The following is a 26514-nucleotide window of genomic DNA, read 5'->3' on the forward strand; positions in this document are numbered from 1 at the left end:
GCTCATGTTCGCCCGCGTGAGAGGTCCTGAAGTCGGCCGGGTGGGCCCACCGCAAGGTAACGCACGACACAGACGTACCGAGCGTCGATGTCGAATGTGAGGCGCAGGTCATATCGGACGGACTGTGTCGGTGCGGCTTGGCACACTCGGGTCATGACCACCGACAGCGACGATCGCGCGTCCGACGTACCGCCACCCGTGCTCGACGCAGTCCGGTCCGCGTCACGCGTGGCCGTGCTCACCGGCGCCGGGATGTCCGCGCAGTCGGGCGTGCCCACGTTCCGCGACGCGCAGACCGGTCTGTGGGAGCGGTACTCACCGGAGGAGTTGGCCAGCCCCGACGCATTCGTCCGCGATCCGGATCTGGTGTGGGCCTGGTACCGACGCCGAGCGCAGCTCGTGGCCGCCTCGAGCCCGAACGCCGGTCATGTGGCCCTCGCGCAGTGGCAGAGGTCCGCACCGCAGCAGACCGTCGAGATCGCCACGCAGAACGTCGACGACCTGCACGAGCGCGCGGGGTCCACCGTGCTGGCGCACGTCCACGGCACGCTGGCCGCGGTGCGGTGCTCGATCTGCGAGGAGCCGTTCGAGGGTCCCGTCGACGATGTGGAGGACGGTGCCGAACGCATCGCGCCGCCCGCGTGCGGTCTCTGCGGCAGCCCGGTCCGCCCCGGCGTCGTGTGGTTCGGCGAGCCGCTCCCGGAAGCGGAGTGGGCGGCGGTCGCCGCGTCCGTCGAGGCCGCCGACGTCGTCCTGGTCGTGGGAACGTCCGGAGTGGTCTACCCCTTCGCAGGGCTTCCGGCCCAGGCTCGCAGCGCGGGCGCCGTCGTCATCGAGATCAACCCCGACGAGACCGCCGTCTCCGACATGGCCCACCACGTCTGGCGGGCGACCGCGGCCGGCTCCCTGCCCGCACTCGTCGCCGCCGTCACGGAGCAGCAGCGATGACCGAGTGCGTGTTCTGCGACATCGTCGCCCGCCGCGCCCCCGCGACGATCGTCCACGAGACCGACTCGGTGCTCGCGTTCCTCGACATCCGGCCCGTCACCCGCGGGCACACCCTGGTGGTTCCCAAGGTGCACTCCTCGGGGCTCGAGACACTCGACCCGGTCGTGGGTGGGCAGGTCTTCGCCGCCGGCCAGGCCCTGGCCGGCGCGATGCGCCGCAGCACCCTGGCGGCGGACGGGGTCAACCTCGCCATGAACGACGGACGCGCCGCCTTCCAGACCGTGTTCCACTCGCACCTGCATGTCGTACCTCGCCACCACGGCGATCGCATCCGCTTCGTCGCCGGCATGATCACGCGGCGTCAGAGCGAGCCCGAGGCGACCGCCCGGGCAATTCGGGCCGCACTCGCCTCCTGAGGTCCGATGCAGCCGCTCAGGCGGCGGCGAAGAACCAGGAGACCACGAGAGCACCGGGGTCGATGACGCCGCGCGCCGCGTCGCCGATGTAGCTGGCGCGGCCACGCTGGGCGACGGTGTCCGTCGTGGACTCGGCACCGCGCGTCGCAGCCTCGGCAGCCGCGGCGAGGGCCGCCGAGAGCTCGACCGATCCGGCGTCCCCCAGAGCTCGTGACGCCGGGTCCAGCGCGTCCACCATGGTCTTGTCCCCCGGCTGCGCACCGCCGAGATCGGTGATGGCGGCCAGTCCGTCGGCCACTCCCGCGGCGATGCTCGCGGTGCTCGCCCCGGGACCGTCGAGGGCGACCGAGACCCGGTGGAAGAACGCACCGAAGAGAGCGCCGGACGTTCCGCCCGCATTGCCGAGGAATCCACGAGCCAGGATCTCGAACACCGCTGCGGGCGAGGCGCTCTCGTCCACCGCGAAGTCGGCCAGACCGATCTCCATGTTGACTCCGAAGTCGCCGTCACCGGCTCGGCGATCGAGGTCGGTGAGCTCGTCGATCGACGACCGGACACGCTCGACGAACGACGAGACCCAGGTGGTGACGAACGGGTCGGCCGCGCCGCCGGGAAGCTCCGACGCCGCTGCCGCGTCCGTGTCGTCCACGGCGTCGTCGTGCAGGTCCTGCGCCGGCGAGCGGGGCCACGCGGGCGCCTCGGTCGGGGCGTCCCACAACCCGAGGATCTCGTCGTCGCAGCGGACGGCGGTCAACGACACCCCCGCCATGTCGAACGCCGTCACGAGGCTCCCGACGAGCGTGCGTCGGACGGTGATGCCGCGCCCCTCGAGATACCGCAGCGCGGCACCGAAGACGATGTCGAGTTCGAGCGGATGGGTCGCGCCGAGTCCGTTGACGATGAGCACGACGTCCTCGCCGCCGGACAGTCCCAGCGAATCGGCCACGGGTCCGAGCAGCGCCTCGGCGATCTCGGTGGCGGTGAGCGTCGCGACGCGCGCGGTGCCGCGCTCGCCGTGGATACCGACACCGAGTTCGACCTCGTCGTCGCCGAGCTCGAAGGACGGGGACGACGCGCCCGGAACCGTGCACGGACGGAAGGCCACCGCCATGCTGCGAGCGCCCTCGGCGACCCGCCGCCCCAGCGCGGCGACGGAGGCGAGGTCGTCGCCGCGAGCAGCGGCGGCGCCGCAGATCTTCTCGACGGCCACCGTCGCGGCGGTTCCGCGTCGGCCGGGCCCGTCCTCGCTCTCGGACGCGACGTCGTCGGCCACGAGCACCGTCTCGACCGTGATGCCGTCGGCAGCACACAGATCGGCCGCGATGCGGAAGTTGATGACGTCGCCGGTGTAGTTCTTGACCACGTGGATCACGCCGGCGCCGGCCTCGACGGCCCGCGTCGCCGCCTCGATCTGCAGCGCGTTCGGGCTCGTGAACACAGACCCCGGCACCGCCGCGTCCAACATCCCGGCGCCGACGAAGCCGGAGTGGAGCGGTTCGTGGCCGGAACCACCGCCCGACATCACGGCCACGCGCCCGTGCGTCGTGCGGCTGCGGCGCGTGAAGTATCCGGGCCGTTCGACGAAGCGGAGGTCCGCGCTGCGCCGGGCGGCGGCGCGGCAGGCGTCGACGATGACGCGGGACGGATCATCGATCATCTTGTGCAGCGACATGCACCCGACACTAACCACGTCTGCACACCCGACGCGTGCGTACTGACCTACGCTCCCGCCATGCGCCTGTTCCTCGCGTCCTACCGATTCGGGCTCGCCCGTGACCGGTTCCTCGAACTGACCGGACCACCCGGCCGCATCGCCGTCATCGCCAACGCGGCGGACTCCTGGCCCGACGCCGCGCGCGCGTCCGCGGTCACCAGTGAGTTCACCCTCCTGCGCTCGGCGGGTTTCCTCCCTGTCGAGGTCGACCTGCGCGAGTTGATGCCGAGCACGGCGCACGACGTCCTGGCTGCCTTCCCCGCCGTGTGGGTCCGCGGTGGGAACACCTTCGTGCTCCGGCGCAGGATGGCCTCGTCCGGTGCAGACGAGGCGATCGCTCGACTGCTCGCGGAGGATGCCGTCGTGTACGGCGGGTACAGCGCCGGAGCCTGCGTCCTGGGTCCGACGCTGCGGGGCGTGGAGTACGCCGACCCGCCCGGCGAGGTGGAGCCGACCACGGGCGAGGACGTGCTGTGGACCGGCCTGGGGATCATCGACGACGTGCTCGTGCCGCACTGGGCGTCGGACACTCTGGATCCCGACGGCGCGTCGGCCGCGATGGCCGCGGCGTGCGACGCGGCGGGAACGCCGTACCGCACGCTCACCGACGACCAGGTCTACGTCGTCGACGGCGGCGATGCCGCGGTGATCTGACTGTCAGCCGCTGTGCGCGATGGGCATCTGGAACGGCGCGAGCCGGTCCATCGCCGACCACGCGAGCCGGCAACGCCGCACGGTCATCTCGTCGGCGTCACGGAGCAACGCATCGAGCAGCAGGCCCGGACGTTCGGACCACTGGGCGGCGAGAGCGTCCATCTCGGCATCGGTGAACAGTCCCGAGCGTCGTAGCGCCGACGTCCACTCGGTCACCTCGCCACGATGGAGCGACTCGAGGGTGTCGTAGTCGACGCCGCCGGAGACGAAGTCGTAGGAGAACAGCGCCGCCGCGCACTCGAACGGGGTGTTCTTCGTCGGTCTGCGCGACGCTGTCGTCGATGGTGCAGATGCCGACCGTGTGATGTCGTGTGACGGTGCCATGAGTGCCTCCTTCTCGCCCCCTCGGTCTCGGCCCACGTGCCGATCTCCGTCATCCGGACGCTAATCCTCCGACGTGCTCTTGTCGGCACCCATCGGGGCACGATCTGGTAACAGAGTTGCTCGTGTGACTGATGTGAACATCGGCCGGACGTCGACCCGGCCACCGTTCGACGCGGTCTCCCACTGTCCCGCACCGTGTCTCGTCATTCCGGCGAGGTCACGGGCAGGGCTGGGGGTAGCGTCGAGACGTAGGACCCGCCGGTCGAGGAAGGTGAGCATCATCGACGATCTCGTGACGTCCCTGACAGACGCGGTCGGAGCCGCCATCGTGGTGACCGATCCGGACATCACCGCCGGCTATCGCCAGGACTGGGCCCGCGATCCGAACGCCGGCACTCCCCTCGCCGTCGTGCGCGCCACCAGCACGGCCGACGTCCGCGCCGTCATGCTCTGGGCCACCGAGCATTCCGTCCCGGTGGTGCCGCGCGGCGCGGGATCCGGTCTGTCCGGTGGTGCGACCGCCGTCGACGGCGGCATCGTGCTGACGACCGAGGCGATGCGCGCCGTCACCGTCGACCCGGTGACGCGGACGGCCGTGGTCCAACCCGGTCTGCTCAACGTCGAGGTCAAGGCCGCTGCGGCCGAACACGGCCTGTGGTACCCACCGGATCCGTCGTCGTTCGAGATGTGTTCGATCGGCGGCAACGCCGCCACCAACGCCGGCGGCCTGTGCTGCGTCAAGTACGGGGTGACCACCGACTACATCCTCGGTCTCGAGGTGGTCCTCGCCGACGGCACCGTCGTGAACCTGGGCGGCCCGCGTCTGAAGGACTCGGCCGGCCTGTCGCTGACCAAACTCTTCGTCGGCAGCGAGGGCGTCCTCGGCATCATCACCGAAGTGACGCTGCGACTGATCCCGGCTCAGCCACCCGCGAGCACGGTCGTGGCCACCTTCACCCGCCTGTCCGACGCGACCGACGCCATTCTGGCGATCACCCGCTCGCTGCGGCCCGCCATGCTCGAGTTCATGGACTCCACGTCGATCAACGCCGTGGAGGACGCCATGAAGATGGGCCTCGACCGCACGGCGGCAGCGATGCTCATCGCCCGCTCCGACTCACCCGGCGCGCACCGCACCGAGGAGACCGAGACCATGGCCGCGGCGTGCACGGCCGCCGGCGCCGACGAGGTGTTCGTGACCGACGATCCCGACGAGGGCGAAGCGTTCGCCGCAGCCCGGCGCTTCGCCATCCCCGCCGTCGAACGCACCGGATCCCTCCTGCTCGAGGACGTCGGAGTTCCGCTGCCCGCACTCGCGGACCTGGTGCAGGGAATCGCGAAGATCGCCGATGCCCGCGGCGTCGTCGTCGCCGTCATCGCCCATGCGGGCGACGGGAACACGCACCCGCTGATCGTGTTCGACCCCGAGGACGCGGACATGGAGGAGCGTGCGCACCAGGCATTCGGCGAGATCATGACGCTCGCGATCTCGTTGGGCGGCACCATCACCGGGGAACACGGTGTCGGCCGGCTCAAGAAGGCGTGGTTGCCGGATCAGGTGGGCGAGGACGTCATGGAGCTGACCCGGCGCATCAAGCACGCCCTCGATCCCGCGGGCATCCTGAATCCCGGTGCCGTGCTCTAGTTCCGGGTGTACCCGTCGGCGACCTCGAGCACCTCGTCGAGGATCTCGAGTCCCCGACGGATGTCCTCCTCCGTCGTGACGAGCGGCGGCGCGATCTGCAGCCGATTGCCCGCCACGAACGGCCACAGCCCGCGCTCCTTGGCCGCCTTCGTGACGGCCGCCATGGGAGCCGCGGCGGCGCCGGTGGCGTTGAACGGTGTCAGCGGCTCGCGGGTGTCCCTGTCCGTCACCAGTTCGACGGCCCAGAAGAACCCCATGCCCCGCACGTCACCCACGCTCGGATGCGCCTCACCCAGCTTGGTGAGCCCCGGCCCGAGGACGTCCTCCCCCACGGCGCGGACGTGGCCCAGGATGTCGTCGCGCTCGAACACCCGGATCGACGCGACACCGGCGGCGCAGCCGAGCACGTGTCCCGAGTAGGTCAGACCTCCCGGATACGGCGTGTGGTCGTACCGCTGCGCGATCTCCTCGGAGATCACCACTCCGCCGAGCGGGACGTAGCCGGAGTTCACACCCTTCGCGAACGTGATCAGATCGGGCTCGACGCCCCACGCCTGGCACGCGAACCAGTGCCCGGTCCGGCCGAAGCCCACCATCACCTCGTCGGCGATGTACACGATGCCGTAGCGAGTGCAGAGTTCGCGGACACCGGCCAGATACCCCGGCGGCGGGACCAGCACGCCGTTGGTGCCGACCACCGACTCGAGAATGAGCCCCGCGATGTTCTGCGGTCCCTCCAGCGTGATGACCATCTCGAGGTGGGCCAGCGCCGCGGCCGTCTCCTCCTCGGGGCCGGTCGAATTCCACGGTGACCGATAGGGATACGGCCCGAAGAACCGGACGACGTCGACGTTGGTCGGCTCGGTTCCCCACCGGCGCGGCTCTCCCGTCAGACCGATGGCCACACCGGTGCCGCCGTGGTACGACCGGTACGCGGCCAGCATCTTGGTCCGCCCGGTGTGCTGGCGAGCGAACCGCACGGCGTGCTCGACGGCCTCGGCCCCGCCCGTGGTGAAGAAGACCCGGTTCAGGTCACCGGGAGCGCGCTCGGCGATCAGTCGAGCGAGTTCGCTGCGCTTGTCGTTCGCGACCGTCGGGGAGATGGTGGTGAGCACACCGGCCTGCTCGACGATCGCCGCCACGATGTCGGGGTGCTGGTGCCCGATGTTGACGTTGACCAGTTGCGAGGAGAAGTCGAGGTACTTCCTGCCCTGGTCGTCCCAGAAGTAGGACCCGGACGCCCCGGTGATGGTGACCGGGTTCAGCTCCGCCTGGGCGGACCAGGAATAGAAGACATGGTCGGTCATGTACCACCTCCGTTATCGGGCGATTCCGGATTCCGTCGCCACCTCTGACGTCATCATGGCAGGAAGAACCGACTCGCCGTAGGCATCCAGCGTCGCGGTCTTCGCATCGTGTTGGAGGTAGACCGCGAACTGGTCCACACCGAGCGACTCGAGCTGCCGGAGTCGCTGCACGTGCTGCTCGGGCGAGCCCAGGATGCAGAACCGGTCGACGATCTCGTCGGGCACGAAGTCGGCGTGCGTGTTGCCGGCTCTGCCGTGTTGGTTGTAGTCGTACCCCTGGCGGCCGGCGATGTAGTCCGTGAGAGCGGCCGGGACACCGGAGGTCGCTCCGTAGCGGGACACGATGTCCGCCACGTGGTTTCCCACCATGCCGCCGAACCACCGGCACTGATCACGCGCATGCGCGGCGGCGGCCGCGGAACCGTCGGTGACATAGGCGGGGGCGGCGACGCAGATGGTCACGGCATCGGGGTCGCGCCCCGCCTTCTCGGCGGCGTCGCGGACGGTGGCCACGGTCCACTCGACGATGTCGGGATCAGCGAGTTGCAGGATGAACCCGTCGGCGACCTGCCCGGTGAGTTCCAGTGCCCGCGGGCCGTATCCGGCGATCCACACCTCGAGCTCGGACCGCGACGCCCACGGCAGCCGCACGGTGGTCTCGCCGATGCGGGCGGACCGCCCGTTGCCGAGTTCGCGGATGATCTCCACCGACTCGGCGAGCCGCGCGATCGTGGTGGGCTTCCCACCCAGAGTGCGCACCGCGGAGTCGCCGCGACCGATCCCGCACACGGTGCGGTTGCCGTACATCTCGTTGAGTGTGGCGAACGTCGATGCCGTCACCGTGACGTCCCGCGTCGACGGGTTGGTCACCATCGGTCCGACGACCACCGTGCGGGTGCTCGCGAGGATCTGACTGTGGATGACGTAGGGCTCCTGCCACAGCAGGTGTGAGTCGAAGGTCCACACGTGGGAGAAGCCGTGCGTCTCGGCGATGCGAGCGAGTTCGACCACCCGCGAACTGGGCGGTGTGCACTGCAGCACCACTCCGAAGTCCATCCCTCACACCAGATTCTGGGACAGGTCGCGGCGCACGAAACGGCCGTGCCCGGCGCGGCCCAGGTACTCGCCGCGGTCGACGACGACGGTTCCGCGGGAGATCACCGTGTCGACGTGGCCGTCCACGGTCATGCCCTCGTAGGCCGAGTAGTCCATTCTCATGTGGTGTGTCTCGACTCCGATGGTGGTGCGGCCGTTCGGGTCGTAGACCACCAGATCCGCGTCGGCACCGGGCGACACGATGCCCTTGCGCGGGTACATCCCGAACATGCGGGCCGGCGTCGTGCAGCACACCTCGACCCACTTCTCGAGCGTGATCTTCCCCGACACCACACCCTGGTACATCAGGTCCATCCGATGTTCGACCGACCCGATTCCGTTGGGGATCTTGGAGAAGTCGCCGATTCCCATCTCCTTCTGGTCCTTCATGCAGAAGGGACAGTGATCGGTGCCGACCGTCGAGACGTCGCCCGTGCGGAGGTACCGCCACAGCTCGTCCTGGTGCCCCTCGGCACGGGACCGGAGCGGGGTCGAGCACACCCACTTCGCACCCTCGAAGCCCGGCGCACCGAGTTGCTCCTCGAGCGAGAGGTACAGATACTGCGGACACGTCTCGGCGAAGACGTTCTGCCCCGTGCCTCGTGCCGTCGCGATCTGCTCGAGCGCCTGTTTCGCCGACACGTGGACCACGTACAGCGGCGCTCCTGTCACGTCGGCCAGCATGATCGCGCGATGCGTTGCTTCTTCCTCGAGCTGCCACGGCCGGGACGTGCCGTGGAAGTACGGCGCCGTGTCACCGCGTGCGATCGACTGCTCGACCAGGACGTCGATGGCGATGCCGTTCTCCGCGTGCATCATCAGCAGCGCGCCGGTCTCGGCGGCAGTCTGCATCGCCCGCAGGATCTTCCCGTCGTCCGAGTAGAAGACGCCGGGATAGGCCATGAACAACTTGAAGCTGGTGACACCTTCGGAGACCAACTCGCTCATGGCCTTCAACGAGTCGCTGTCGACGTCTCCGATGATCTGATGGAAGCCGTAGTCGACGGCGCACGAACCGGCGGCCTTGTCGTGCCACGTGGCGAGGGTGTCCTGCACACGCATCCCGGGGTTCTGGATGGCGAAGTCGACGATGGTGGTGGTTCCGCCCCACGCGGCAGCGCGCGTCCCCGTCTCGAACGAGTCGGAGGCGAAGGTGCCGCCGAACGGCATCTCCATGTGGGTGTGGCCGTCGACCCCTCCGGGGATCACGTACTTCCCGGTCGCGTCGACGACGACGTCGCTCGACGACGCGAGGTCGGCGCCCAGCAGCGTCGAACCCGGTTGCAGCACTGCGACGATCGTCTCACCGTCGATCAGGACGTCCAGGGGCTGCGACCCCGTCGGCGAGACGACGATGCCCCCGTGGACGAACGTGGTCGTCACGGTGTCACCAGGGGACCGTAGGCGTCGGGTCTGCGATCGCGGTAGAAAGCCCACCGATCGCGGACGGTCGCGATGAGCGACAGGTCCAGATCGCGGACGATCACTTCGGCCGCGCTGTCCGAGGCGACGTCGCCGACGAACTTCCCCTCGGGATCGACGAAGTAGCTCGTACCGTAGAAGTCGTTGTCGCCCAACTCCTCGACTCCCACTCGGTTGATCGCGCCGATGTAGTACTCGTTGGCCACGGCCGACGCCGGTTGCTCGAGCTTCCACAGGTAGTTCGACAGGCCTCGCGAGGTGGCGGACGGATTGAACACGATCTCCGCACCGGCCAGTCCGAGTGCGCGCCAGCCCTCCGGGAAATGGCGGTCGTAACAGATGTAGACCCCCACCTTGCCGACGGCGGTGTCGAACACGGGCCAGCCCAGGTTGCCGGGGCGGAAGTAGAACTTCTCCCAGAAGCCGTTCAGGTGCGGAATGTGGTGCTTGCGGTACTTGCCCAGGTACGTGCCGTCCGCGTCCACCACGGCAGCGGTGTTGTACAGAATGCCTGGCTGTTCCTTCTCGTAGACCGGCAGCACCATCACCATGCCGAGTTCCTTCGCGAGAGACTGGAAACGCTCGACGGTGGGTCCGGGAACCGATTCGGCGTAGTCGTAGAAGGACGCGTCCTGCACCTGGCAGAAATAGGGGCCGTAGAACAGTTCCTGAAAACAGATCACCTGCGCGCCCTGCTCGGCTGCCTGGCGGGCGTACTCCTCGTGGGCCTGGATCATCGATTCCTTGTCGCCGGTCCAGGTGGTCTGAACCAGTGCTGCTCGAACGACAGTCATGACATGACACCTCCGCGTCGGCCCCGTACCGGTGATCCTGCACCCGATCGGCCGGGTCGTCCACCGGTGGAAATCAGCCGTTCGCCACTTCGGGAGGCAGCGGATCGAGCATGTCCACCGAGGATCCGTTCCACCGGTAGCGAACGAGTGCCGGACCGCCGGAGGCTTCCGCGGTGGCCTCGTCGCCGACGAGCCACCGGTACGAGATCGTCACGGTGTCGTCGGTCTGCGCATACGGGTCGAGATCCGTGAACGCGTACGGACGGGCGGTCGCCGTTCCGAGGTATGCGCCGTCATGGAAGAACAGGACCGTCGTGGGACTCGAACCGGTGGCACCGTCGGGAACGGCCATCGCCCAGGCCAGCGTGGCGCACGGATCGCCCTGGCTGTACAGGCTCCAGGCGCTGTCGGAGAAGGTGGGCAGAGAGTCGATCGCGGACGCGACCACCGAGTCGTCCAGGCACGGATCGGCAGGAGTCTGCCTGTTGCCGTCCACCACCTCCTGCGGCAGGTCGTCCAGCATCACCACGGACGATCCGTTCCAGGTGTAGCGGACTAACCCGGGTCCGCCGGACTGCTGCGAGGTGGACTCACCCTCCCGGAGCCACCCGTATGACACCGTGACCGTGTCGTCGGTCTGCGAGGCGACGTCGGTGAACGAGTACGGCAACGCGGTGGCGGTACCGAGATAGGTGTCGTCGTGGAAGAACAAGACGGTCCACGGACTCGACCCCGTGCCCCCGTCGAGCGCCGCGAGCGCCCACGACAGCGTCGCGCAGGGATCGCCCTGGCGGACGAGCCGCCACCCACTACCGAAGAACTGGGGCAGCGATTCGATGCCCGCCGCCACGACGGAGTCCTCCACACACGCGGTCGACGGTTCCGGCGCGGCCGACGACGCGGGTTCCGTACCCGGTGCCGGACCCACCGCTGTCGAGGTCGTGGTGGTGGTCGGAGGAGGTGGCGCCGCGGAGCCCTGGCCGGAGTCGGAGCACCCGCTCGCGAACAGCACGGTGACGGCCAGGGTCGCGAGAAGTGTTCGTCTCATGATCGGTCCATCCGAGCGAACAGACCGATCGTTACGTCGTCGACGAATTCGTCATCGATCCGTGACCCGAAAGAATAGGAAACATCATTGTTGTAGAAAGGGTGACCATATCTAGGTCAGCCTGACCTTGCTGGTGGAGACGCTTTTCGCGTATTACCGTCATCGTCATGACTTCCCTCGAAATGCCCCGCGTCAGTGAGTGCAGTGTCAGCGCCTGTTCGTACAACCACGACGGATGCCACGCCTTCGCCATCAATGTCGGAGGCTCGAACGGAACGGCCGATTGCGGCACGTTCATTCCCTTGAGCACCAAGGGCGGTCTCGACACCGTCTCCACCCAGGTCGGTGCGTGCCAGCGCGTCGACTGCTCGTTCAACGACAACCTCGAGTGCAGCGCGGCAGCGGTCCGCATCGGCGCCGGCGAGTCGTCGGACACCGCGAACTGCCTCACCTACAGCAAGGCCTGACGAACCTCAGCTGAAGCCGAGCACCTTCTCGCCCCAGATCTCGCGCAGCTCACGGTCCGGATCCTCGACCAGAGCATCACGCCCGTCGATGACGAGAGTGCGACGACGCTCGTCGTAGGGCGCCCAGTGCTTCGACCCGTCCAGCGCGGCAGGAACCCCGTGCCACGCGAACGCCACCCAGCGTCGCTGAATTCGCCGGGAGACCTGCTGCGCTGCCTTGCGCCCACCCAGCCAGAAGGTCGGGTCCCGGTCGAAGGTCCCGAAATTGCCGAAGACGTACGGCAACTCGGTGGCGTGACCGGCGCCGATACGCGCCGCGCGCAGCACGGGTGTCGCGTGATCGAAGCGGTAGACGAACGTCGGCGCTCGTCGGCAATGGGCCTCCGCGATCCACAGGCTCGGCATCCGGAACCCTGCGTCGCGCGAGAGGGCCAGCGCGCCCGCACTCTTCGGCAGATCCGGGTACGCGGAGAGGATGTCGGCGATACGAGCCGGTGAGAGATCGGGATGATCGACGGCGATCGCCTCGAACATCGTGCTCACCGTGTCCGAGGTGACGGGCATCAACGGCGACTTCATCAGGCGGAACACCGATGCCTCGTCGTGATTCGACCCGATGATGAGCGGGACGTCGTGCGAGAAGCCCTTCTGGAACGCGGCCACCGGATACCGGGGCACCACGTCACCGTCGACGACGGGTGCGAATCCCAATGTGCCGGGCACCTTCTCGGGAACCTCGTAGACCAGCTTCTCGGCTGCGTCGACCAACCTCTCCACCGGCATCGTCCGCAGCTCCTCCGCACGCTCCGCGGGCAGATCGACGAGTTCGAGGAATCGCTGCGCGACGGTGCGCGCGCGTTCCGGGCCGTACACCGAGGTGGCCGGGGAACTCTGGGCGATCGCCTTGTGGAACAGACCTTCCGCGTGCGGTGACGTCATGAGAGTGGTCACCGACGCGCCACCGGACGACTCACCGAAGACGGTGACGTTGGTCGGGTCGCCGCCGAACGCGGCGATGCAGTCGCGCACCCACGTGAGCGCCGCGATCTGGTCGCGGAGCCCGAGATTGGTCTCGAAGACGCTGCCGTCGGTGTCGAACGACGACAGGTCCAACCACCCCAGCGCGCCCACCCGGTAGTTGACGGTCACGACCACCACCTCACCGAGGCGGGACAGGTTGCGCCCGTTGTATATCCGTTGCGCAGATGATCCCAGGACGTAGGCACCGCCGTGGATCCACACCATCACCGGACGGGAGATGCCGTCCGGTGTCGGGGCCCAGACGTTGAGAGTCAGGCAGTCCTCGTCCATCGGGATGGACGAGTCCATGGGAATCGGGCCGTCACGGCCCTGCGGTGCCATCGCACCGAAGGTCCTGCCGTCGCGGACCCCGTCCCACGGCTCCGGTGGGCGTGGTGCGCGGAATCGGTGCTCCGCCACGGGTGGCGCCGCGAACGGGATACCCTTCCAACTGACCACGTCGCCGTGCCCGTAGCCGCGGATCTCACCGTCGCGCGACGAGACGACATGGCTGCTCTCGGTTGCCCCCACGAGGACCGACGTTACAGGGAGTGCGGGGATCGGACCCCGATGGTCGTCACGCTGTCACCAGTCGACCGAGCGCGAACAGGGCCGCTGGAGAGTAGCCGAGGACGAGCGGTGCCAGACCGTCCACGACCAACCACGTCGACGAGCCCGACCCCGCGCTGTCGACACCGTGTTCCAGGGTGAGCCCGGCACTCGGAGCGCCGATCCACGCGCGCCACGACCACACCCGTGCGGCCTCGTCCACGGAGTGGACCTCGAAGGACACCCGCACGCCGAGGGGTCCGCGCACCGTGCCGGTCGTGCCGGCGGCGAGACGGTCGGTGGACGCGTCGACCCCCATGATCTGCGGTGCCCACGTCGACCAGAGCGACAGGTCCATGTACCGCTCCCACGCGACGTCGGCGGAGGCGTCGCCGGTGCGTCGCAGAGTCTTCTTCATGACCGGCGGGATTCACCGTTCCGGCGCTGCTCAAACTGCCGTCAGGTCGCCGCTCCACAGCGGTCGCGCCGGGCGTAGGGTCCGAACCAAGCGAAACTCCTCCGCCATCGACCGGCGCGGCCGGTGGCCGACATGTAGGTGGACAAGGATGACCACACAGGCATCGGCCAATCACACGGCCAAAGTCATCGGCGTGACCATTGCGGCCGCCGTCGGCGGCTTCCTCTTCGGTTTCGACAGTTCCGTCATCAACGGCGCCGTCGACTCCATCCAGGGCAGATTCGCCCTCGGCGAGTTCCTCACCGGCTTCACCGTCGCGATCGCCCTGCTCGGGTGCGCGGCGGGCGCCTGGTTCGCCGGCGGACTGGCCGACCGGTGGGGACGCAAGAAGGTGATGCTGCTCGGGTCCGCACTCTTCATCATCTCGTCGGTCGGCTCGGGTCTGGCCTTCAGCGTTCCCGACCTGATGCTGTGGCGTGTGCTCGGCGGTCTCGGCATCGGCATCGCGTCGGTGATCGCCCCCGCGTACATCGCGGAGATCTCGCCGGCCCGGATGCGCGGCAGCCTCGCGTCGCTGCAGCAGCTGGCCATCACCATCGGCATCTTCGCCGCACTGCTCTCGGACGCCGTGCTGGCGGATCGTGCGGACGGTGCGTCCAACGACCTGTGGCTCGGCCTCGAGGCCTGGCGATGGATGTTCATCGTCGGCGTGATCCCGGCCGTCGTCTACGGCGTCCTCGCGTTGCTCATCCCCGAGTCGCCGCGTTACCTCGTGGGCAAGCACCTCGACGAGGAGGCCGCGCAGATTCTCGCGAACATCACCGGCGAGAAGCACCCCAACGAGCGCATCCACGAGATCCGCCTGACTCTGCGCAAGGAGCAGCGCTCGTCGTTCGCCGACATCCGCGGTCCACGCTTCGGTCTGCAGCCGCTGGTGTGGGTCGGAATCATCATGGCCGTCCTGCAGCAGTTCGTCGGTATCAACGCGATCTTCTACTACTCCACCACACTGTGGAAGTCGGTGGGCTTCACCGAGAGTCAGTCCTTCACCACGTCGGTCATCACCTCCGTGATCAACGTGGCCATGACGTTCGTGGCCATTCTCTTCGTCGACCGGGTGGGTCGGCGCAACCTGCTCATGGCCGGCTCCATCGGTATGTTCGTCGGTCTCCTCATGGCGGCGATCGCGTTCTCCCAGCAGATCGGCACCGGCGACGAGGTCTCCCTGCCCGATCCCTGGGGCGTCGTGGCGCTGATCGGAGCGAACCTGTTCGTGATCTTCTTCGCGTCGACGTGGGGACCGATCATGTGGGTCCTGCTCGGCGAGATGTTCCCGAACCGTATGCGCGCCATGGCTCTCGGCATCGGTACGGCCGCGAACTGGGTGGCCAACTTCGTCATCTCGCTGCTGTTCCCGTCGCTCACCGAGATGGTCGGACTCTCCATCGTCTACGGCGGCTTCGCACTCTTCGCCGCCCTGTCGTTCTTCTTCGTGAAGTCCAAGATCCCCGAGACGAAGGGCATGGAACTGGAGGACATGAAGTAGCCGCACGACCGCCGGTGCTATGGTCGGCGAGTTCTGACACGGGGTGCTTCGCGTCGCGAGGCTGAGACCACACCCGAGAACCTGATGCAGGTAATTCTGACGAAGGGATGTCACGGCCATGACGCCGTACGACCATGCGGTCGACGCTGCCTCCACCACGGATGCAGCCGACCTCACACGCTTCACCGACCTCCTCTGGGACCGCACGGCAGGCCTGCGGGCCCGGATCGGCGATCTCGAGTTCCTCACCCGACTCGGCGACGGCACCCTGCCGATCACGTCGTTCCGGACGTACATCGAGCAGGACGGCCTCTACCTCGAGGGATACGCGAAGGCCTTGGCCCTCCTGTCCTCGCGCGCAGTCGATCCGGAGGCCGGAGCGTTCTGGGCCACGTCGGCGGCGACGGCCGCGACGGTCGAGAAGTCGTTGCACACCAGCCTTCTCGCCGACGTCGCACTCGGCGGTCCGTCGGAGAAGCCGGTCGAGCACAGCCAGGCGTGCCTCGGGTACGTCTCGTTCCTCACGGCGACGGCGGCGACCGACACCTACGCCGTCGGCGCCGCGGCCGCGCTCCCCTGTTTCTGGATCTACGCCGAGGTCGGCCGCGGACTCGCGGCCTCGGCCCGCGCCGTGCTCGACGCTGATCCGCACCACCCGTACGCCCGGTGGGTGACGACGTACGACGCCGAGGACTTCCAGACCTCCGCCGCGCGCGCCCGCGAGCTCGTCGACGCGGCTGCCGAGGTGGCCGGCCCGGCCGAACGACAGCGGATGAGTGACGCGTTCGTCGTGGCGATGCGCTACGAACTGCTGTTCTGGGACACCGCCCTGAACACCGTGCCCTGGCCTGCTTCGGGGTCGGACGCATGAGGGCGCGGCACACGAGGGTCGGACGCGTCGCGGCTCTGCTCACCGTGTCGCTCGTCGCCGCCGCGGGTCTCGCGGGCTGCGCCACGTCCGATGCCTCCGACGCGAACACGATCCGCTTCGCGCTCGACTGGACACCCAACACGAACCACACGGGCCTGTTCGTCGCCCAGCAGGAGGGCTACTTCGCGGACGCCGGGCTGAACGTCGAGATCCTGCCGTACAACTCGACGTCCCCCGACACGCTGATCGACTCCGGCAACGCCGAGTTCGGGATCAGCTTCCACAGCTCCGCCACCTACGCCCGCGCCGCCGGCGCGAAGGTGACCTCGGTGATGGCGCCGCTGCAGCACTGGGCCACCGGCATCGGCGTCCGCGCCGACCGGCAGGACATCCGGAGCCCCCGAGACCTGGACGGGCGGACCTACGCCGGGTTCGGCGATGCGGGCGAGGAGGCCACCCTCAGCAAGGTGATCGAGAACGACGGTGGCACCGGCGATTTCGAGACCGTGGTGCTCGGGACGTCCGCGTACGAGGCGGTCTACTCCGGTACCGCGGACTTCACCGTCTCCTACTTCGCGTGGGAGGGTCTCGAGGCCGAGCGGGCCGGAACCCCGATGACGTACTTCGACTACACCGACTTCGGCTTCCCCGACTCGTACGCGATCGTCGTCGACGGCGGTGACGAGTGGATGGCCGAGCACCCCGAACAGGCGCGACAGTTCGTGCAGGCCTTGCAGAAGGGTTACCAGAAGGCCGCCGACGATCCCGACGCGGGCGCGCGCGATCTGATCGACGCCAACCCGGGAGCATTTCCCGACGAGGACCTGGTCGTCGAGAGTCAGCGCATGCTGGCGGAGCACTACATGCTCGACGAGAACGGCCGCGTCGGGACGCAGACCCTGGAGCGATGGTCCGGGTACTCGAAGTTCCTGTTCGACGCCGGTGTCCTGGCCGGGCCCGACGGCGCACCGCTGACCACCGAGCCCGACTGGTCGACCTACTTCACCGATGAGTACCTCGATCAGGGCTGAGCGCGGCGGACAGGTGGGGCGGTACGCGCCGGCGCTGCTGCTCGCGGCGGGCCTCGTGGCGGCCTGGCAGGTGTACGTGGTCGTCAGCGGCATCTCGCCGCGCGTACTCCCCTCCCCCGCCCGCGTCGTCGATCAGGGCTGGACGAACCGTGCCGTCATCGCGGGTCACGCATCGTCCACCATTCAGGTCACTCTGCTCGGTTTCGCCGTCTCCCTGACGATCTCGTGGATCATCGCCACGGCCGTGGACTTCTCGCCGTGGCTGCGCCGCGCCATCGTTCCCCTGCTCGTGGTGTCGCAGACACTGCCGGTCATCGCCGTCGCTCCCCTGATGATCATCTGGTTCGGATTCGGCATCCTCCCCAAGCTCCTGGTGATCGCGCTGGTGACGTTCTTCCCGATGACCCTCGGCCTGATCGAGGGATTCGCCTCCGCGGACAAGGAGTCCGACGCACTGCTGCGCAGCATGGGAGCGTCACGGCGACAACAGTTCCGGTACGTCCGGCTCCCGTCCGCGCTGCCGCGCTTCTTCACCGCGCTCCGCATCGGGATCACCTACGCCGTCGTCGGTGCCGTCTTCTCCGAGTACGTCGGCGCCACGTCGGGTCTGGGCATCTACATGGCGCAGCAGAAGAACGCGTTCCGCACGGATCTCGTGCTGGCCGCGGTCGTGGTCACGGCGGTGTGCAGCATCGCACTCTTCCTCCTCACGTTCGTGGCCGAGCGGCTTCTCGCGCCGTGGGCGCTCGCGGCGAAGGAGGGAACGCGATGACGGATCCTGTTCTGGAGCTGACCTCGGTGCGCAAGTCCTACCCGGGGACACCGGTACTGGACGGGATCGACCTCGCCGTCGAGGGGGGACAGTTCGTGTCGATCGTCGGCCCGAGCGGCTGCGGCAAGAGCACGCTGTTGACCCTCCTCGCCGGTCTCGACACCGCGGACAGCGGCACCGTGGTGACACCGCGCTGCGCGTACATGCCGCAGAAGGATCTGTTGTTCCCGTGGCGTTCGGTTCTCGCGAACACCGCACTCGGGCTGGAGGTGCAGGGGGTTCCGAAGGCGCAGGCGCGGCGCCGGGCCCGCGACCTGTTCCCGATCTTCGGCCTCGACGGCTTCGAGAACGCACGCCCCTCGTCGCTGTCCGGCGGGATGCGGCAGCGGGCCGCACTGCTCCGGACCGTCGTGCAGGGACGCGACGTCCTGCTGCTGGACGAGCCGTTCGGCGCTCTCGACTCGCTGACCAGGACGGCCATGCAGGACTGGTTGCAGGAGGTGTGGCAGCGGTACCGCTGGACGGTCCTGATGATCACCCACGACATCCGGGAGGCGGTGCAGGTGTCGGACCGGGTCGTCGTGCTGTCACCGCGGCCCGCGCGGGTGGTCGCCGACGTGAGCATCGATCTGCCGCGGCCGCGACGCGCCGAGACCGCCACCACGCGGGAGTTCGCGACCTACGAACGCGCACTGCTGGACGCTCTGGGAAGCACAGGCCCTCGTCCCGGCGCGGGCGAGTAGGTTCGGTCCATGGCAGACACAGACGACACCCGCGTGGAGCACCATCCCGATCGTCAGCGTTTCGAGATCCTCGTCGGTGAGGAGGTCGCCGGCTACGCCGAGTATCGGCAGACCGATCCGACTGTCCGGGACTTCGACCACACCGTGACGCTTCCCGAGTTCCGCGGCCGCGGACTCGCGGCCGTCCTGGTGCGTCACGCACTCGACGACACACGCGCCGCGGGGCTGAAGATCGTCCCGTCGTGCTCCTACGTGCATCACTTCGTCGAGACGCACGAGGAGTACGCCGATCTGACCGTGTGAGCCGGGACTCGCGACACCGTGTCGGTGGGCCGCGTTACGGTCGCCCCATGAACGACCTGAACAGTGTCGACCTCTCGCCCGAGGCCGCCTGGAGCCGGTTCCGCACCCTGCTCGCCGATCACCTCGACGGGATGCCGGCGGGACACTCACTGGTGCTCGCGTGCCCGCACGCCGGCTCCGATCCGGTTCCGCCCTGCCTGCAGTTCTACGGATGGGACGACGAGACGGTCCGGTGCGAGGTGCTGGCGGACGAGTACCTCGCCGAGCACCGCCGGTGGACGTCCGAAGGGCGCGCACTGCTGGAGCAGTTCGGGTTCGCCCCGCCGCCGTCGCTCCCGCACACCACGCGCCGCGACGACGAGCCGGTGAACTGGTTCGTCGATCGCCCGCGGCGCTACGCCGACCAACTCGCCGACGCCGCTGTCCGCGTCCTGCACTCGGTGTGGGGTGTCCCGCACCCGTCGTTCCTCGAGCTGGACGGCGACCTGTGCGGCCCCGTGATCGAGGACCGGTTCGGCGCGTCGTCCACGGACCCCGAGGACGCGCCGCCGTCCGACCCTGTCCCGTTCGACCCGCTGCGGCCGGTCCGCACGTCCGGTCCCGAGGCCCGTCTCGAGATCATCGAGCAGACGCTCCTGCACATCCTCGGGTTCGTGCCGCACCCCGACGAGGACGGCGACTACCCGTTCCGTCTCGGGCCGGCCTGGCTCTACCTGTGCCCCACCCCGGAGGCGCCGTTCGTACAGATCCTCGCGCCGCTCGCGGCCGGCGTCACCGACGAGGCGCGAGCACTGTCGGTCGTCAACGACGTCAACCGCCGGTGGCCGCACGTCAAGGTGCTGCTGGACGAGGATCGCATCGTCGCCACCATCGACGTCACGGTGGTGCCGTTCGTCCCGCAGCACGTGGCCGACATGCTGGCCGTCATGGAGAAGTTCGCCGGCGAGGCCGCCGAGCATCTTCGGGCCGGGCTCGGGGCGCGGCCCTACCTCGACGCGTTCGGTGAACCGACGCCCGAGTACGACGCGGGTGACGGGACGGACGAGCACGGCGGTCCGGTGATTCCCGAGGCACTGCGCACGATCGCCGAGGCGGTGTGGGAGCGCGGCGCCGACATCGACGTCGAGGAGGTGCTGAACGCGTGCGGACACGATCGCACGCGCGTCGTCCGCTTCCTGGACGTGGCACGCGAGTGCGAGCTCTCCGCCCTCGATCGCACGCTCGACGACACCGATCCGCGAGTCGCCGCGTCGGCCGGTCTCGATGCGCGGGTCTGGCGCACCACCTCCGCGCTCCTCACCTCCGCGCACCGGCGTCTGGCCGCCGACCGCGTCGACGGACCGACGCGGTCGTCCGGCTCCCAGCTCGACCTGTTCGGGACCGACCTAGCCGGCGGAACCGGTGACAGCCTCTTCGACTGACGAGAAGGGTGCTGCCGATAGCCTTCGATGTGTGGTGACCACTCCGCGCTACGGCGGCGACAGCCTGTCCGATCTTCTGCCGTCGGTGCTCGGCGCACTCGGCGTCCCCGGTGAGTCCGACACCGTCGGGCTGGGGTTGTCCGGGGTCCGGCGGGTCTGCGTACTGCTGATCGACGGCCTCGGAGCTCGACAGTTGGCGGCGCACGCCTCGGCAGCGCCGACACTCTCCTCGCTCACCGAGCGGGTCGTCACCGCCACGTTCCCGTCCACCACCGCGACGTCGTTGGCGTCACTGGGCACCGGACGCACGCCCGGTGAGCACGGCATCGTCGGCTACCTCACCGCCGTGCCCGGCTTCGACCGTCCGATGAATCCGCTGCACTGGCGTCTGCACGGTCAGGGACCCCGCGTCGATCTGCTCGCCGAGCTCGTTCCTGAACAGTTCCAACCTCGCGACACCGTGTTCGAGCGCGCCGCGGCGGACGGGGTGTCCGTCACTCGCATCGCGCCGTCCTACCAGCGCGAGTCCGGGCTCACCCGCGCCGTGCTGCGCGGCGGGGACTTCTCCGCGTCGGTGTCCGCGGGCGACCTCGTCGCCGAGACCTCGCGCGCGCTGCGGCGCGGCCGGCGGTCCCTCGTCTACTCGTACTGGTCCGAACTCGACCTCACCGGCCACGTGCGCGGGCCGGACTCCGACGCGTGGCGCCACGAGCTGACTCAGGTCGACACCATCGTCGCCGGCATCCTCGGCGAGTTGCCCTCCGACGCAGCGCTGATCGTCACCGCCGATCACGGGATGGTGCAGATCGGCACCCGCGTGGACATCGACGCGACGCCCGCGCTCACCGCCGACGTCCGGATGATCTGCGGCGAACCCCGCGCGCGCCACGTCTTCGCCGACGCCGGCGCCGCTGCCACGGTGCTCGATGCCTGGCGGGAGACCCTGGGTCCGGACCACCTGGTGGTGGGCCGCGACGATGCGGTCTCCCGGGGCTGGTTCGGGCCGTCGGTGCGCCCCGACGTCGCGGCGTGCATCGGTGACGTCCTGGCTCTGGCTCTCGGCGACGGCGCCCTGATCCGCCGCGGGGCCGAACCGAACCAGTCGGCGCTGCCCGGCCATCACGGCTCCCTGACCGACGTCGAGATGACCGTTCCTCTCCTCGTGGCACGGGGCTGACACGCCAAGAATCGCCCTGATTCCAACGCTTCTCGGGGCGCCGCGACGGTCCTACGGTGGGACGAGTGACCCTCGACAACTCTTCTCTCGCCCTGCACTGGTTCCTTCCCACCTACGGCGACAGCAGGGCGATCGTCGGCGGCGGACACGGCACGCGAGTCGGCGCCGCAGGCGGAGATCGTCGCGCGAGCATCGGGTACCTGTCGTCCATCGGCCGCGCGGCCGAGGAGTTCGGCTTCACCGGTGCACTCACCCCGGCCGGCGCGTGGTGCGAGGACGCGTGGCTCACCACGGCGATGCTCGCCCGCGAGACCGAGAAGCTCGCATTCCTCATCGCCTTCCGACCGGGTCTGATCAGCCCGACCCTCGCGGCGCAGATGTCGGCGACGTTCAGCAACCATGCGCCCGGCCGACTCCTGCTCAACGTCGTCACCGGGGGCGAGGCTCACGAGCAGCGTCAGTACGGCGATCACCTGTCCAAGGACGAGCGGTACGCCCGCACGGACGAGTTCCTCACCATCGTCCGCGGCCTCTGGCGCGGCGAGTCGGTGACGCACCAGGGCACGCACATCCAGGTCGAGGATGCGTCGCTGCCGTTCCTCCCCGACCCCACGCCTCCGCTGTACTTCGGCGGCTCCTCTCCCGCTGCGGGCCCGGTGGCGGCGGACCACTCCGACGTCTATCTCACGTGGGGTGAGCCGACCACGGCCGTGGCGAAGAAGATCGAGTGGATCCGCGGACTCGCGGCCGAGCGCGGACGCACCGTGCGCTTCGGCATCCGTCTGCACGTGATCACCCGCGACACGTCCGAGGAGGCATGGAAACAGGCGGGCGCGCTCGTCGAGGCGCTCGGCGAGGACGCCGTCGCGACGGCGCAGTCCAACCTGGCGCGGAGCGAGTCGGTGGGCCAGCGCGCGATGCTCGCTCTGCACGAGGAGAGCCGCAGGACCGGGTCCTGGAAGGACCCGCGCGCACTCGAGATCTCCCCCAACCTGTGGGCCGGTGTCGGCCTGGTGCGCGGCGGGGCCGGAACGGCCCTCGTCGGGAGCCACACCGAGGTGGCCGATCGCATCGCGGAGTACGCGGCCATCGGCATCGACGAGTTCGTTCTCTCCGGTTATCCACACCTCGAGGAGCTGTACTGGTTCGGCGAGGGTGTCATCCCCCAGCTGCGCAGCCGCGGACTGTTCTCCGGCGGCGCCGCGGCACGCGCCACCGGCCACACCCCGTTCCTCCCCGCCCGATGACCACCGAACCCGGCCCGAAGACCCTGCCGCCGGTGCTCGACGACGACGCTGCGCTGGCCGTCGCCGCCGCACTTGGGGCGAAGATCGCCCCGTCCGCGATCGAACGTGACCGCGATCGACGGCTGCCCGGCCCGGAACTGGACCTGCTGTCCGCGTCGGGCCTGCTGGGCATCACCGTGCCCGCGGAGTTCGGCGGCAGGCCGGTCTCGGCGCGCACCCTCGCCTCGGTGTTCCTCTCGCTCGCTCGCGGGGACGCCAGCATCGCGCAGATACCGCAGAGCCACATGACCTTCCTCGACGCGCTGCGGCGACAGGGATCGACGGAGCAACAGCGACGCTTCTTCGCCGAGGCCCTCGCCGGTCGCCGCTTCGCCAACGCCCAGAGCGAGCGCGGCACACCCTCCATCGCGGTCGACCGGACCACGGTGACGTCCCGTCCGGACGGCACCTCGTCGCTGAACGGCACCAAGTACTACTCGACGGGCGCGCTCTTCGCACACTGGTTGGTGGTCCGCGGCGTGCAGGCGGGCCCCGGCGAGCAGGGTGATCAGAGCCGAAAGGTGCTGGCCTACATCCCGGCGGACGCGCCCGGAGTGCTCGTCGAGGACGACTGGGACGGGCTCGGGCAGCGCACGACGGCCAGCGGCACCGTGACCCTGACGGACGTCGTGGTGCCCGCCGACTCCCTCGTGCCGTACTCCGCCCTCTTCGACGACGCGACCACCTACGGGGCGCGCGCTCAGCTGCTGCACGCCGCCATCGATGCCGGCATCGCCCGCGCCGCCGTCGACACCGCTCGCGACGTCGTGGTCGTCGCTCGCCCTCCGGTGGACGCCGACGTGGCGACGGCCGACCGGGATCCGTTGCTGCTGCAGCAGTTCGGCGAGGTGGAGATCGGGGTGCGCGGGGCCGAGGCGCTCGTGCGCGAGGCCGGCGAGGCGATCGACGTGGCCGAGCGCGAGCTCACACCGGACAGCGCCGCGGCGGCCTCCATCGCGACAGCAGCGGCCAAGGTAGCCTCGGCGCGTGCGTCCCTCGACGCCACCACGGCACTGTTCGACGCGGGCGGAACTCGCAGTGCCGCAGCCTCTCTACGGCTGGACAGGCTGTGGCGCGACGCGAGGACCCACACGCTCCACGACCCTGTGCGATGGAAGACTCAACACGTCGGCCGGTACGCGCTCACCGGGGCGCACCCGCCGCGCCACGGACTGATCTAGTCGCGTACCGGTGTCGCGGCGTAGGGACGCCCGAACTGCGTTCGCACACCGTCGGAATACAGCACGGAGTCCGGCGGGCGGGCGGCCAGGTCCCCCACGCCCGCCGCGGCCATGAGCTGGTCGTCGCAGCGCACCAGGGTCGCCGCGCGCAGCGGCCACCGGCGGTGGGTGTTGGGGACGTAGACGGGTCGGCCCGCGACGGACGTGTGCATCCCCCACCGAGCGGTGAGGAACACCGACAGCGGATCGTCGGACATGTCGGTGTCGCCGGGGGACACGGTGAAGTCGGTCGTCGCACCACGGTGCGGCGGTGCCAGTCGCCGAGAGCGGTAGCCGACGACCCGGTTCCGAGGATCACCGTCGTCGACGATGTCGATGTGCGACCAGCGATACGGCACCCCCGCCGCGTTCGTGGCCAGCACCACTGCGGCACGGGTGGCGTCGAGAGAACGGAACACGACCCCTCGGCGATCGTCACCGTCGCGGCTGTAGAGCCGCACGTTGATCTCGCCGAAGGTTCCGAGTCGCGGTACCGGTCGGCCGTACCCCAACCCGGCCCCCACCATCTCGAAGCCGATCAGTCCGACATAGGTGTACCCGTCCATCGTGTCGGGGACGATGCCGCGAGGCAGCAACGGCGCGACGACGTCCGGGGCGACACGCCAGTGCAGGAACACGAGGCGTTCCCACCGCTGGTCCATGATCACGGGGCGCGGCAGCACAGGCGGGCGAGGCCAGAGATCGACGCTCCGATCACGCACCGAAGAGGTTCTTGGCCTTGAGGATCAGCTCGTAGACACCCCAGGCGAAGGGAACCCCGACCCACAGCCAGGACACCACCACGACGGGCACACGCGCGCCCTGCTTCGTCTCGCTCATACCGTCGCCTCGTTCTTGTCGTTCGTACCCTCGTCGGTCGCAGTGCCCGGCGTCGTCGCCTCCGGGTCCGGCTCCGAGTACTTCGGATCCACGGGCTTGATCAGTTCGTTCGCGACGAAGCCGATGGAGAGCAGGACGATCATCGTCACGAACGCGGGAACGTACCGTCCGGTGGTTCCCTCCTCGCCGAGGTCGGCGATCGCGTTGACGATCAGTGGTCCGAGCACGCCCGCGACCGACCAGGCCGTCAACAGTCGTCCGTGGATGGCACCGACCTGATAGGTACCGAACAGGTCACGCAGGTAGGCGGGCGCCGTGGCGAAGCCTGCACCGTAGAACGACAGGATCACCATCGCGCTGACGAGGAACAGGACCTTGTTCGTGTTCGTGAAGAGCGAGATGTACAGGTAGAGAAGCGCACCCACACCGAGGTAGAGACGATAGATGTTCTTGCGACCCACCAGGTCGGACACCGACGACCACACGAACCGGCCGAGCATGTTCGTCAGCGAGAGGAATGCGACGAAGCCCGCGGCCGCTGCCACCACGGATTCCGGGGCGGTGGGGTCGGGAAAGAAGTCGGTGTAGATGCCCGCGGCGCGCTCGAGGATACCGATGCCGGCGGTGACGTTGAAGCACAACACGATCCACAGCAACCAGAACTGCGGGGTCTTGACGGCGTTCGCCGCGGACACGCGTGCGGTGTGCTGACCCGCCGGGGTCTGCGGTGGCGTCCACCCGGCCGGCTTCCAGTCGTCGGCGGGAACCCGGATCAGCACGACGCCGAGCGCCATGAAGACGGCGTAGCCGAGGCCGAGCGTGAGGAACGTCGTGGCGATCGAGGCATCGGTGTTGCCGCCGTACGCGGACAGGAGCTTGGTGGTCAGGGGCGAGGCCACCAGGGCGCCGCCGCCGAATCCCATGATCGCGATACCCGTCGCCATGCCCGGGCGATCGGGGAACCACTTGATCAGCGTGGAGACCGGGGAGATGTACCCGATGCCGAGGCCGATGCCGCCGACGAGTCCGTATCCGACGATCACCAACCAGAACTGGTCGAGGCTCATGCCGAGGGCGGAGATGAGCAGCCCGGAGCAGAAGAAGAGGAGCGACATCGTCATGGCCCACCGCGGACCGTGCGTCTCCACCTTCGTGCCGAGCACGGCTGCGGAGAGGCCGAGCATGACGATGGCCAGCTGGAACGGGATCGCGGTCATCGTCCCGCTCAGTCCCATGGCGGTGTCGGAGGAGATGGCGGCCTTGAACACGCTCCACGCATAGGCCTGGCCGATCGCGAGATGAATCGCGAGGGCGGCCGGCGGAATGAGCCAGCGGCTCCATCCCGGTGGCGCGACGATACGGGCGCGTTCGAGTACTGCTGGCATGGAGGTCGTCCTTCCGGCGCGGGTCACGCGCTCAGAGG

At 69.0% G+C, this 26514-nt stretch carries 27 protein-coding genes and 1 riboswitch; of the genes, 15 read left to right on the plus strand and 12 right to left on the minus strand.

Features of this window, described 5'->3' with window-relative positions; translation table 11 throughout:
• Positions 1 to 153 precede the first annotated feature (153 nt).
• Together HQ314_RS20885 and HQ314_RS20890 are read left to right on the plus strand one after the other, a co-directional pair.
• Positions 154 to 948 (plus strand): NAD-dependent deacylase, encoded by a 795-nt coding sequence (locus tag HQ314_RS20885; RefSeq protein ID WP_222651190.1) that lies wholly within the window; start codon positions 154 to 156, stop codon positions 946 to 948.
• Positions 945 to 1364 (plus strand): HIT family protein, encoded by a 420-nt coding sequence (locus HQ314_RS20890; protein WP_027504969.1) that lies wholly within the window; start codon positions 945 to 947, stop codon positions 1362 to 1364. The genes HQ314_RS20885 and HQ314_RS20890 overlap by 4 nt, the downstream gene beginning before the upstream one ends.
• A gap of 16 nt (positions 1365 to 1380) precedes the next feature.
• On the opposite strand, the gene dhaL is transcribed toward HQ314_RS20890, so the two are convergent.
• Positions 1381 to 3036, minus strand: a complete 1656-nt coding sequence (dhaL, locus tag HQ314_RS20895) for a dihydroxyacetone kinase subunit DhaL (RefSeq protein ID WP_222651192.1) — start codon at positions 3034 to 3036, stop codon at positions 1381 to 1383.
• 60 nt (positions 3037 to 3096) lie between these two features.
• Between dhaL and HQ314_RS20900 the strand changes: the two genes are divergently transcribed.
• A complete protein-coding gene (locus HQ314_RS20900) occupies positions 3097 to 3732 on the plus strand; it encodes a Type 1 glutamine amidotransferase-like domain-containing protein (RefSeq protein WP_222632748.1) in 636 nt (211 codons plus the stop codon).
• A gap of 3 nt (positions 3733 to 3735) precedes the next feature.
• Here the strand turns inward: HQ314_RS20900 and HQ314_RS20905 are convergent, their stop codons facing one another.
• A complete protein-coding gene (locus tag HQ314_RS20905; RefSeq protein ID WP_231476246.1) occupies positions 3736 to 4116 on the minus strand; it encodes a hypothetical protein in 381 nt (126 codons plus the stop codon).
• A 271-nt stretch (positions 4117 to 4387) separates the two neighbouring features.
• Here HQ314_RS20905 and HQ314_RS20910 point away from each other — a divergent pair, with 271 nt between their 5' ends.
• The gene (locus tag HQ314_RS20910) at positions 4388 to 5761 is read left to right on the plus strand and encodes an FAD-binding oxidoreductase (RefSeq protein ID WP_204868670.1); all 1374 of its coding nucleotides are present in this window, start codon (positions 4388 to 4390) and stop codon (positions 5759 to 5761) included.
• On the opposite strand, the gene HQ314_RS20915 is transcribed toward HQ314_RS20910, so the two are convergent.
• The 5 genes from HQ314_RS20915 to HQ314_RS20935 form a co-directional block, all read right to left on the minus strand.
• Positions 5758 to 7068: an aspartate aminotransferase family protein gene (locus HQ314_RS20915; RefSeq protein ID WP_222651194.1), complete on the minus strand. Its 1311-nt coding sequence runs from the start codon at positions 7066 to 7068 to the stop codon at positions 5758 to 5760. The two genes, HQ314_RS20910 and HQ314_RS20915, sit on opposite strands and share 4 nt — an antisense overlap.
• Before the next feature lie 12 nt (positions 7069 to 7080).
• Positions 7081 to 8124, minus strand: coding sequence for a TIGR03842 family LLM class F420-dependent oxidoreductase (locus tag HQ314_RS20920; RefSeq protein ID WP_056448430.1), 1044 nt, complete (start codon positions 8122 to 8124; stop codon positions 7081 to 7083).
• Between the two features lie 3 nt (positions 8125 to 8127).
• Positions 8128 to 9546, minus strand: a complete 1419-nt coding sequence (hydA, locus tag HQ314_RS20925) for a dihydropyrimidinase (RefSeq protein ID WP_222651195.1) — start codon at positions 9544 to 9546, stop codon at positions 8128 to 8130.
• Positions 9543 to 10379, minus strand: a complete 837-nt coding sequence (locus HQ314_RS20930; RefSeq protein ID WP_056448423.1) for a nitrilase-related carbon-nitrogen hydrolase — start codon at positions 10377 to 10379, stop codon at positions 9543 to 9545. The genes hydA and HQ314_RS20930 overlap by 4 nt, the downstream gene beginning before the upstream one ends.
• A gap of 73 nt (positions 10380 to 10452) precedes the next feature.
• Positions 10453 to 11427 carry an LppP/LprE family lipoprotein gene (locus HQ314_RS20935; RefSeq protein WP_222651197.1) on the minus strand — a complete coding sequence of 325 codons (975 nt, stop codon included), beginning with the start codon at positions 11425 to 11427 and terminating at the stop codon, positions 10453 to 10455.
• A 167-nt stretch (positions 11428 to 11594) separates the two neighbouring features.
• On the opposite strand from HQ314_RS20935, the gene HQ314_RS20940 reads away from it, so the two are divergent.
• A complete protein-coding gene (locus tag HQ314_RS20940; RefSeq protein WP_027504961.1) occupies positions 11595 to 11894 on the plus strand; it encodes a DUF1540 domain-containing protein in 300 nt (99 codons plus the stop codon).
• 6 nt (positions 11895 to 11900) lie between these two features.
• Here HQ314_RS20940 and HQ314_RS20945 read toward each other — a convergent pair whose 3' ends face one another.
• Positions 11901 to 13445, minus strand: a complete 1545-nt coding sequence (locus tag HQ314_RS20945) for a carboxylesterase/lipase family protein (RefSeq protein ID WP_056448415.1) — start codon at positions 13443 to 13445, stop codon at positions 11901 to 11903.
• A gap of 46 nt (positions 13446 to 13491) precedes the next feature.
• Positions 13492 to 13881, minus strand: a complete 390-nt coding sequence (locus HQ314_RS20950; RefSeq protein ID WP_222632754.1) for an SRPBCC family protein — start codon at positions 13879 to 13881, stop codon at positions 13492 to 13494.
• A 148-nt stretch (positions 13882 to 14029) separates the two neighbouring features.
• Between HQ314_RS20950 and HQ314_RS20955 the strand changes: the two genes are divergently transcribed.
• The 10 genes from HQ314_RS20955 to HQ314_RS21000 all read left to right on the plus strand — a co-directional run bounded on the left by HQ314_RS20955 (position 14030) and on the right by HQ314_RS21000 (position 24212).
• Positions 14030 to 15427, plus strand: a complete 1398-nt coding sequence (locus tag HQ314_RS20955) for a sugar porter family MFS transporter (RefSeq protein WP_027504958.1) — start codon at positions 14030 to 14032, stop codon at positions 15425 to 15427.
• Positions 15428 to 15456: 29 nt separating this feature from the next.
• Positions 15457 to 15552: riboswitch (TPP riboswitch) on the plus strand.
• Positions 15546 to 16298 (plus strand): TenA family protein, encoded by a 753-nt coding sequence (locus tag HQ314_RS20960; RefSeq protein WP_027504957.1) that lies wholly within the window; start codon positions 15546 to 15548, stop codon positions 16296 to 16298. Its footprint overlaps the riboswitch before it by 7 nt.
• Positions 16295 to 17329, plus strand: a complete 1035-nt coding sequence (locus tag HQ314_RS20965; protein WP_222651199.1) for an ABC transporter substrate-binding protein — start codon at positions 16295 to 16297, stop codon at positions 17327 to 17329. Before HQ314_RS20960 ends, HQ314_RS20965 begins: the two co-directional genes overlap by 4 nt.
• Positions 17307 to 18101 (plus strand): ABC transporter permease, encoded by a 795-nt coding sequence (locus HQ314_RS20970; RefSeq protein WP_222651200.1) that lies wholly within the window; start codon positions 17307 to 17309, stop codon positions 18099 to 18101. Before HQ314_RS20965 ends, HQ314_RS20970 begins: the two co-directional genes overlap by 23 nt.
• The gene (locus tag HQ314_RS20975) at positions 18098 to 18844 is read left to right on the plus strand and encodes an ABC transporter ATP-binding protein (RefSeq protein WP_222651202.1); all 747 of its coding nucleotides are present in this window, start codon (positions 18098 to 18100) and stop codon (positions 18842 to 18844) included. Before HQ314_RS20970 ends, HQ314_RS20975 begins: the two co-directional genes overlap by 4 nt.
• Positions 18845 to 18853: 9 nt before the next feature.
• Positions 18854 to 19147 (plus strand): GNAT family N-acetyltransferase, encoded by a 294-nt coding sequence (locus tag HQ314_RS20980; RefSeq protein WP_027504953.1) that lies wholly within the window; start codon positions 18854 to 18856, stop codon positions 19145 to 19147.
• Between the two features lie 47 nt (positions 19148 to 19194).
• Entirely contained in the window at positions 19195 to 20568 is a 1374-nt protein-coding gene (locus HQ314_RS20985; RefSeq protein WP_222651204.1) for a YbjN domain-containing protein, read from the plus strand.
• Positions 20569 to 20599: 31 nt separating this feature from the next.
• Positions 20600 to 21745 (plus strand): alkaline phosphatase family protein, encoded by a 1146-nt coding sequence (locus HQ314_RS20990; RefSeq protein ID WP_222651206.1) that lies wholly within the window; start codon positions 20600 to 20602, stop codon positions 21743 to 21745.
• 65 nt (positions 21746 to 21810) lie between these two features.
• Positions 21811 to 22992 carry an LLM class flavin-dependent oxidoreductase gene (locus HQ314_RS20995; RefSeq protein WP_308119524.1) on the plus strand — a complete coding sequence of 394 codons (1182 nt, stop codon included), beginning with the start codon at positions 21811 to 21813 and terminating at the stop codon, positions 22990 to 22992.
• A complete protein-coding gene (locus tag HQ314_RS21000; protein ID WP_056448395.1) occupies positions 22989 to 24212 on the plus strand; it encodes an SfnB family sulfur acquisition oxidoreductase in 1224 nt (407 codons plus the stop codon). The genes HQ314_RS20995 and HQ314_RS21000 overlap by 4 nt, the downstream gene beginning before the upstream one ends.
• Here the strand turns inward: HQ314_RS21000 and HQ314_RS21005 are convergent.
• From HQ314_RS21005 to HQ314_RS21010, 3 genes are read right to left on the minus strand one after another with little or no spacing between them, the layout of a single operon-like run.
• Entirely contained in the window at positions 24209 to 24973 is a 765-nt protein-coding gene (locus tag HQ314_RS21005) for a DUF2071 domain-containing protein (RefSeq protein ID WP_308119525.1), read from the minus strand. The genes HQ314_RS21000 and HQ314_RS21005 overlap by 4 nt on opposite strands.
• Positions 24966 to 25091, minus strand: a complete 126-nt coding sequence (locus HQ314_RS21590) for a hypothetical protein (RefSeq protein ID WP_261770158.1) — start codon at positions 25089 to 25091, stop codon at positions 24966 to 24968. Before HQ314_RS21590 ends, HQ314_RS21005 begins: the two co-directional genes overlap by 8 nt.
• Positions 25088 to 26476 (minus strand): OFA family MFS transporter, encoded by a 1389-nt coding sequence (locus HQ314_RS21010; protein ID WP_051613185.1) that lies wholly within the window; start codon positions 26474 to 26476, stop codon positions 25088 to 25090. The genes HQ314_RS21590 and HQ314_RS21010 overlap by 4 nt, the downstream gene beginning before the upstream one ends.
• Between the last annotated feature and the right edge of the window lie 38 nt (positions 26477 to 26514).

Origin of the sequence: Rhodococcus sp. BP-332 (assembly GCF_019836065.1) — a bacterium.
Classification (GTDB): domain Bacteria; phylum Actinomycetota; class Actinomycetes; order Mycobacteriales; family Mycobacteriaceae; genus Rhodococcoides.

What these genes read in the sequence shown, in the direction of transcription:
- HQ314_RS20885 (WP_222651190.1), top strand. Translation starts at nt 154, where the DNA reads ATGACCACCGACAGCGACGATCGCGCGTCCGACGTACCGCCACCCGTG.
- HQ314_RS20890 (WP_027504969.1), top strand. Translation starts at nt 945, where the DNA reads ATGACCGAGTGCGTGTTCTGCGACATCGTCGCCCGCCGCGCCCCCGCG.
- dhaL (WP_222651192.1), bottom strand. Translation starts at nt 3,036, where the DNA reads ATGTCGCTGCACAAGATGATCGATGATCCGTCCCGCGTCATCGTCGAC.
- HQ314_RS20900 (WP_222632748.1), top strand. Translation starts at nt 3,097, where the DNA reads ATGCGCCTGTTCCTCGCGTCCTACCGATTCGGGCTCGCCCGTGACCGG.
- HQ314_RS20905 (WP_231476246.1), bottom strand. Translation starts at nt 4,116, where the DNA reads ATGGCACCGTCACACGACATCACACGGTCGGCATCTGCACCATCGACG.
- HQ314_RS20915 (WP_222651194.1), bottom strand. Translation starts at nt 7,068, where the DNA reads ATGACCGACCATGTCTTCTATTCCTGGTCCGCCCAGGCGGAGCTGAAC.
- HQ314_RS20920 (WP_056448430.1), bottom strand. Translation starts at nt 8,124, where the DNA reads ATGGACTTCGGAGTGGTGCTGCAGTGCACACCGCCCAGTTCGCGGGTG.
- HQ314_RS20930 (WP_056448423.1), bottom strand. Translation starts at nt 10,379, where the DNA reads ATGACTGTCGTTCGAGCAGCACTGGTTCAGACCACCTGGACCGGCGAC.
- HQ314_RS20935 (WP_222651197.1), bottom strand. Translation starts at nt 11,427, where the DNA reads ATGAGACGAACACTTCTCGCGACCCTGGCCGTCACCGTGCTGTTCGCG.
- HQ314_RS20940 (WP_027504961.1), top strand. Translation starts at nt 11,595, where the DNA reads ATGACTTCCCTCGAAATGCCCCGCGTCAGTGAGTGCAGTGTCAGCGCC.
- HQ314_RS20950 (WP_222632754.1), bottom strand. Translation starts at nt 13,881, where the DNA reads ATGAAGAAGACTCTGCGACGCACCGGCGACGCCTCCGCCGACGTCGCG.
- HQ314_RS20955 (WP_027504958.1), top strand. Translation starts at nt 14,030, where the DNA reads ATGACCACACAGGCATCGGCCAATCACACGGCCAAAGTCATCGGCGTG.
- HQ314_RS20960 (WP_027504957.1), top strand. Translation starts at nt 15,546, where the DNA reads ATGACGCCGTACGACCATGCGGTCGACGCTGCCTCCACCACGGATGCA.
- HQ314_RS20965 (WP_222651199.1), top strand. Translation starts at nt 16,295, where the DNA reads ATGAGGGCGCGGCACACGAGGGTCGGACGCGTCGCGGCTCTGCTCACC.
- HQ314_RS20970 (WP_222651200.1), top strand. Translation starts at nt 17,307, where the DNA reads ATGAGTACCTCGATCAGGGCTGAGCGCGGCGGACAGGTGGGGCGGTAC.
- HQ314_RS20975 (WP_222651202.1), top strand. Translation starts at nt 18,098, where the DNA reads ATGACGGATCCTGTTCTGGAGCTGACCTCGGTGCGCAAGTCCTACCCG.
- HQ314_RS20980 (WP_027504953.1), top strand. Translation starts at nt 18,854, where the DNA reads ATGGCAGACACAGACGACACCCGCGTGGAGCACCATCCCGATCGTCAG.
- HQ314_RS20985 (WP_222651204.1), top strand. Translation starts at nt 19,195, where the DNA reads ATGAACGACCTGAACAGTGTCGACCTCTCGCCCGAGGCCGCCTGGAGC.
- HQ314_RS21000 (WP_056448395.1), top strand. Translation starts at nt 22,989, where the DNA reads ATGACCACCGAACCCGGCCCGAAGACCCTGCCGCCGGTGCTCGACGAC.
- HQ314_RS21590 (WP_261770158.1), bottom strand. Translation starts at nt 25,091, where the DNA reads ATGAGCGAGACGAAGCAGGGCGCGCGTGTGCCCGTCGTGGTGGTGTCC.
- HQ314_RS21010 (WP_051613185.1), bottom strand. Translation starts at nt 26,476, where the DNA reads ATGCCAGCAGTACTCGAACGCGCCCGTATCGTCGCGCCACCGGGATGG.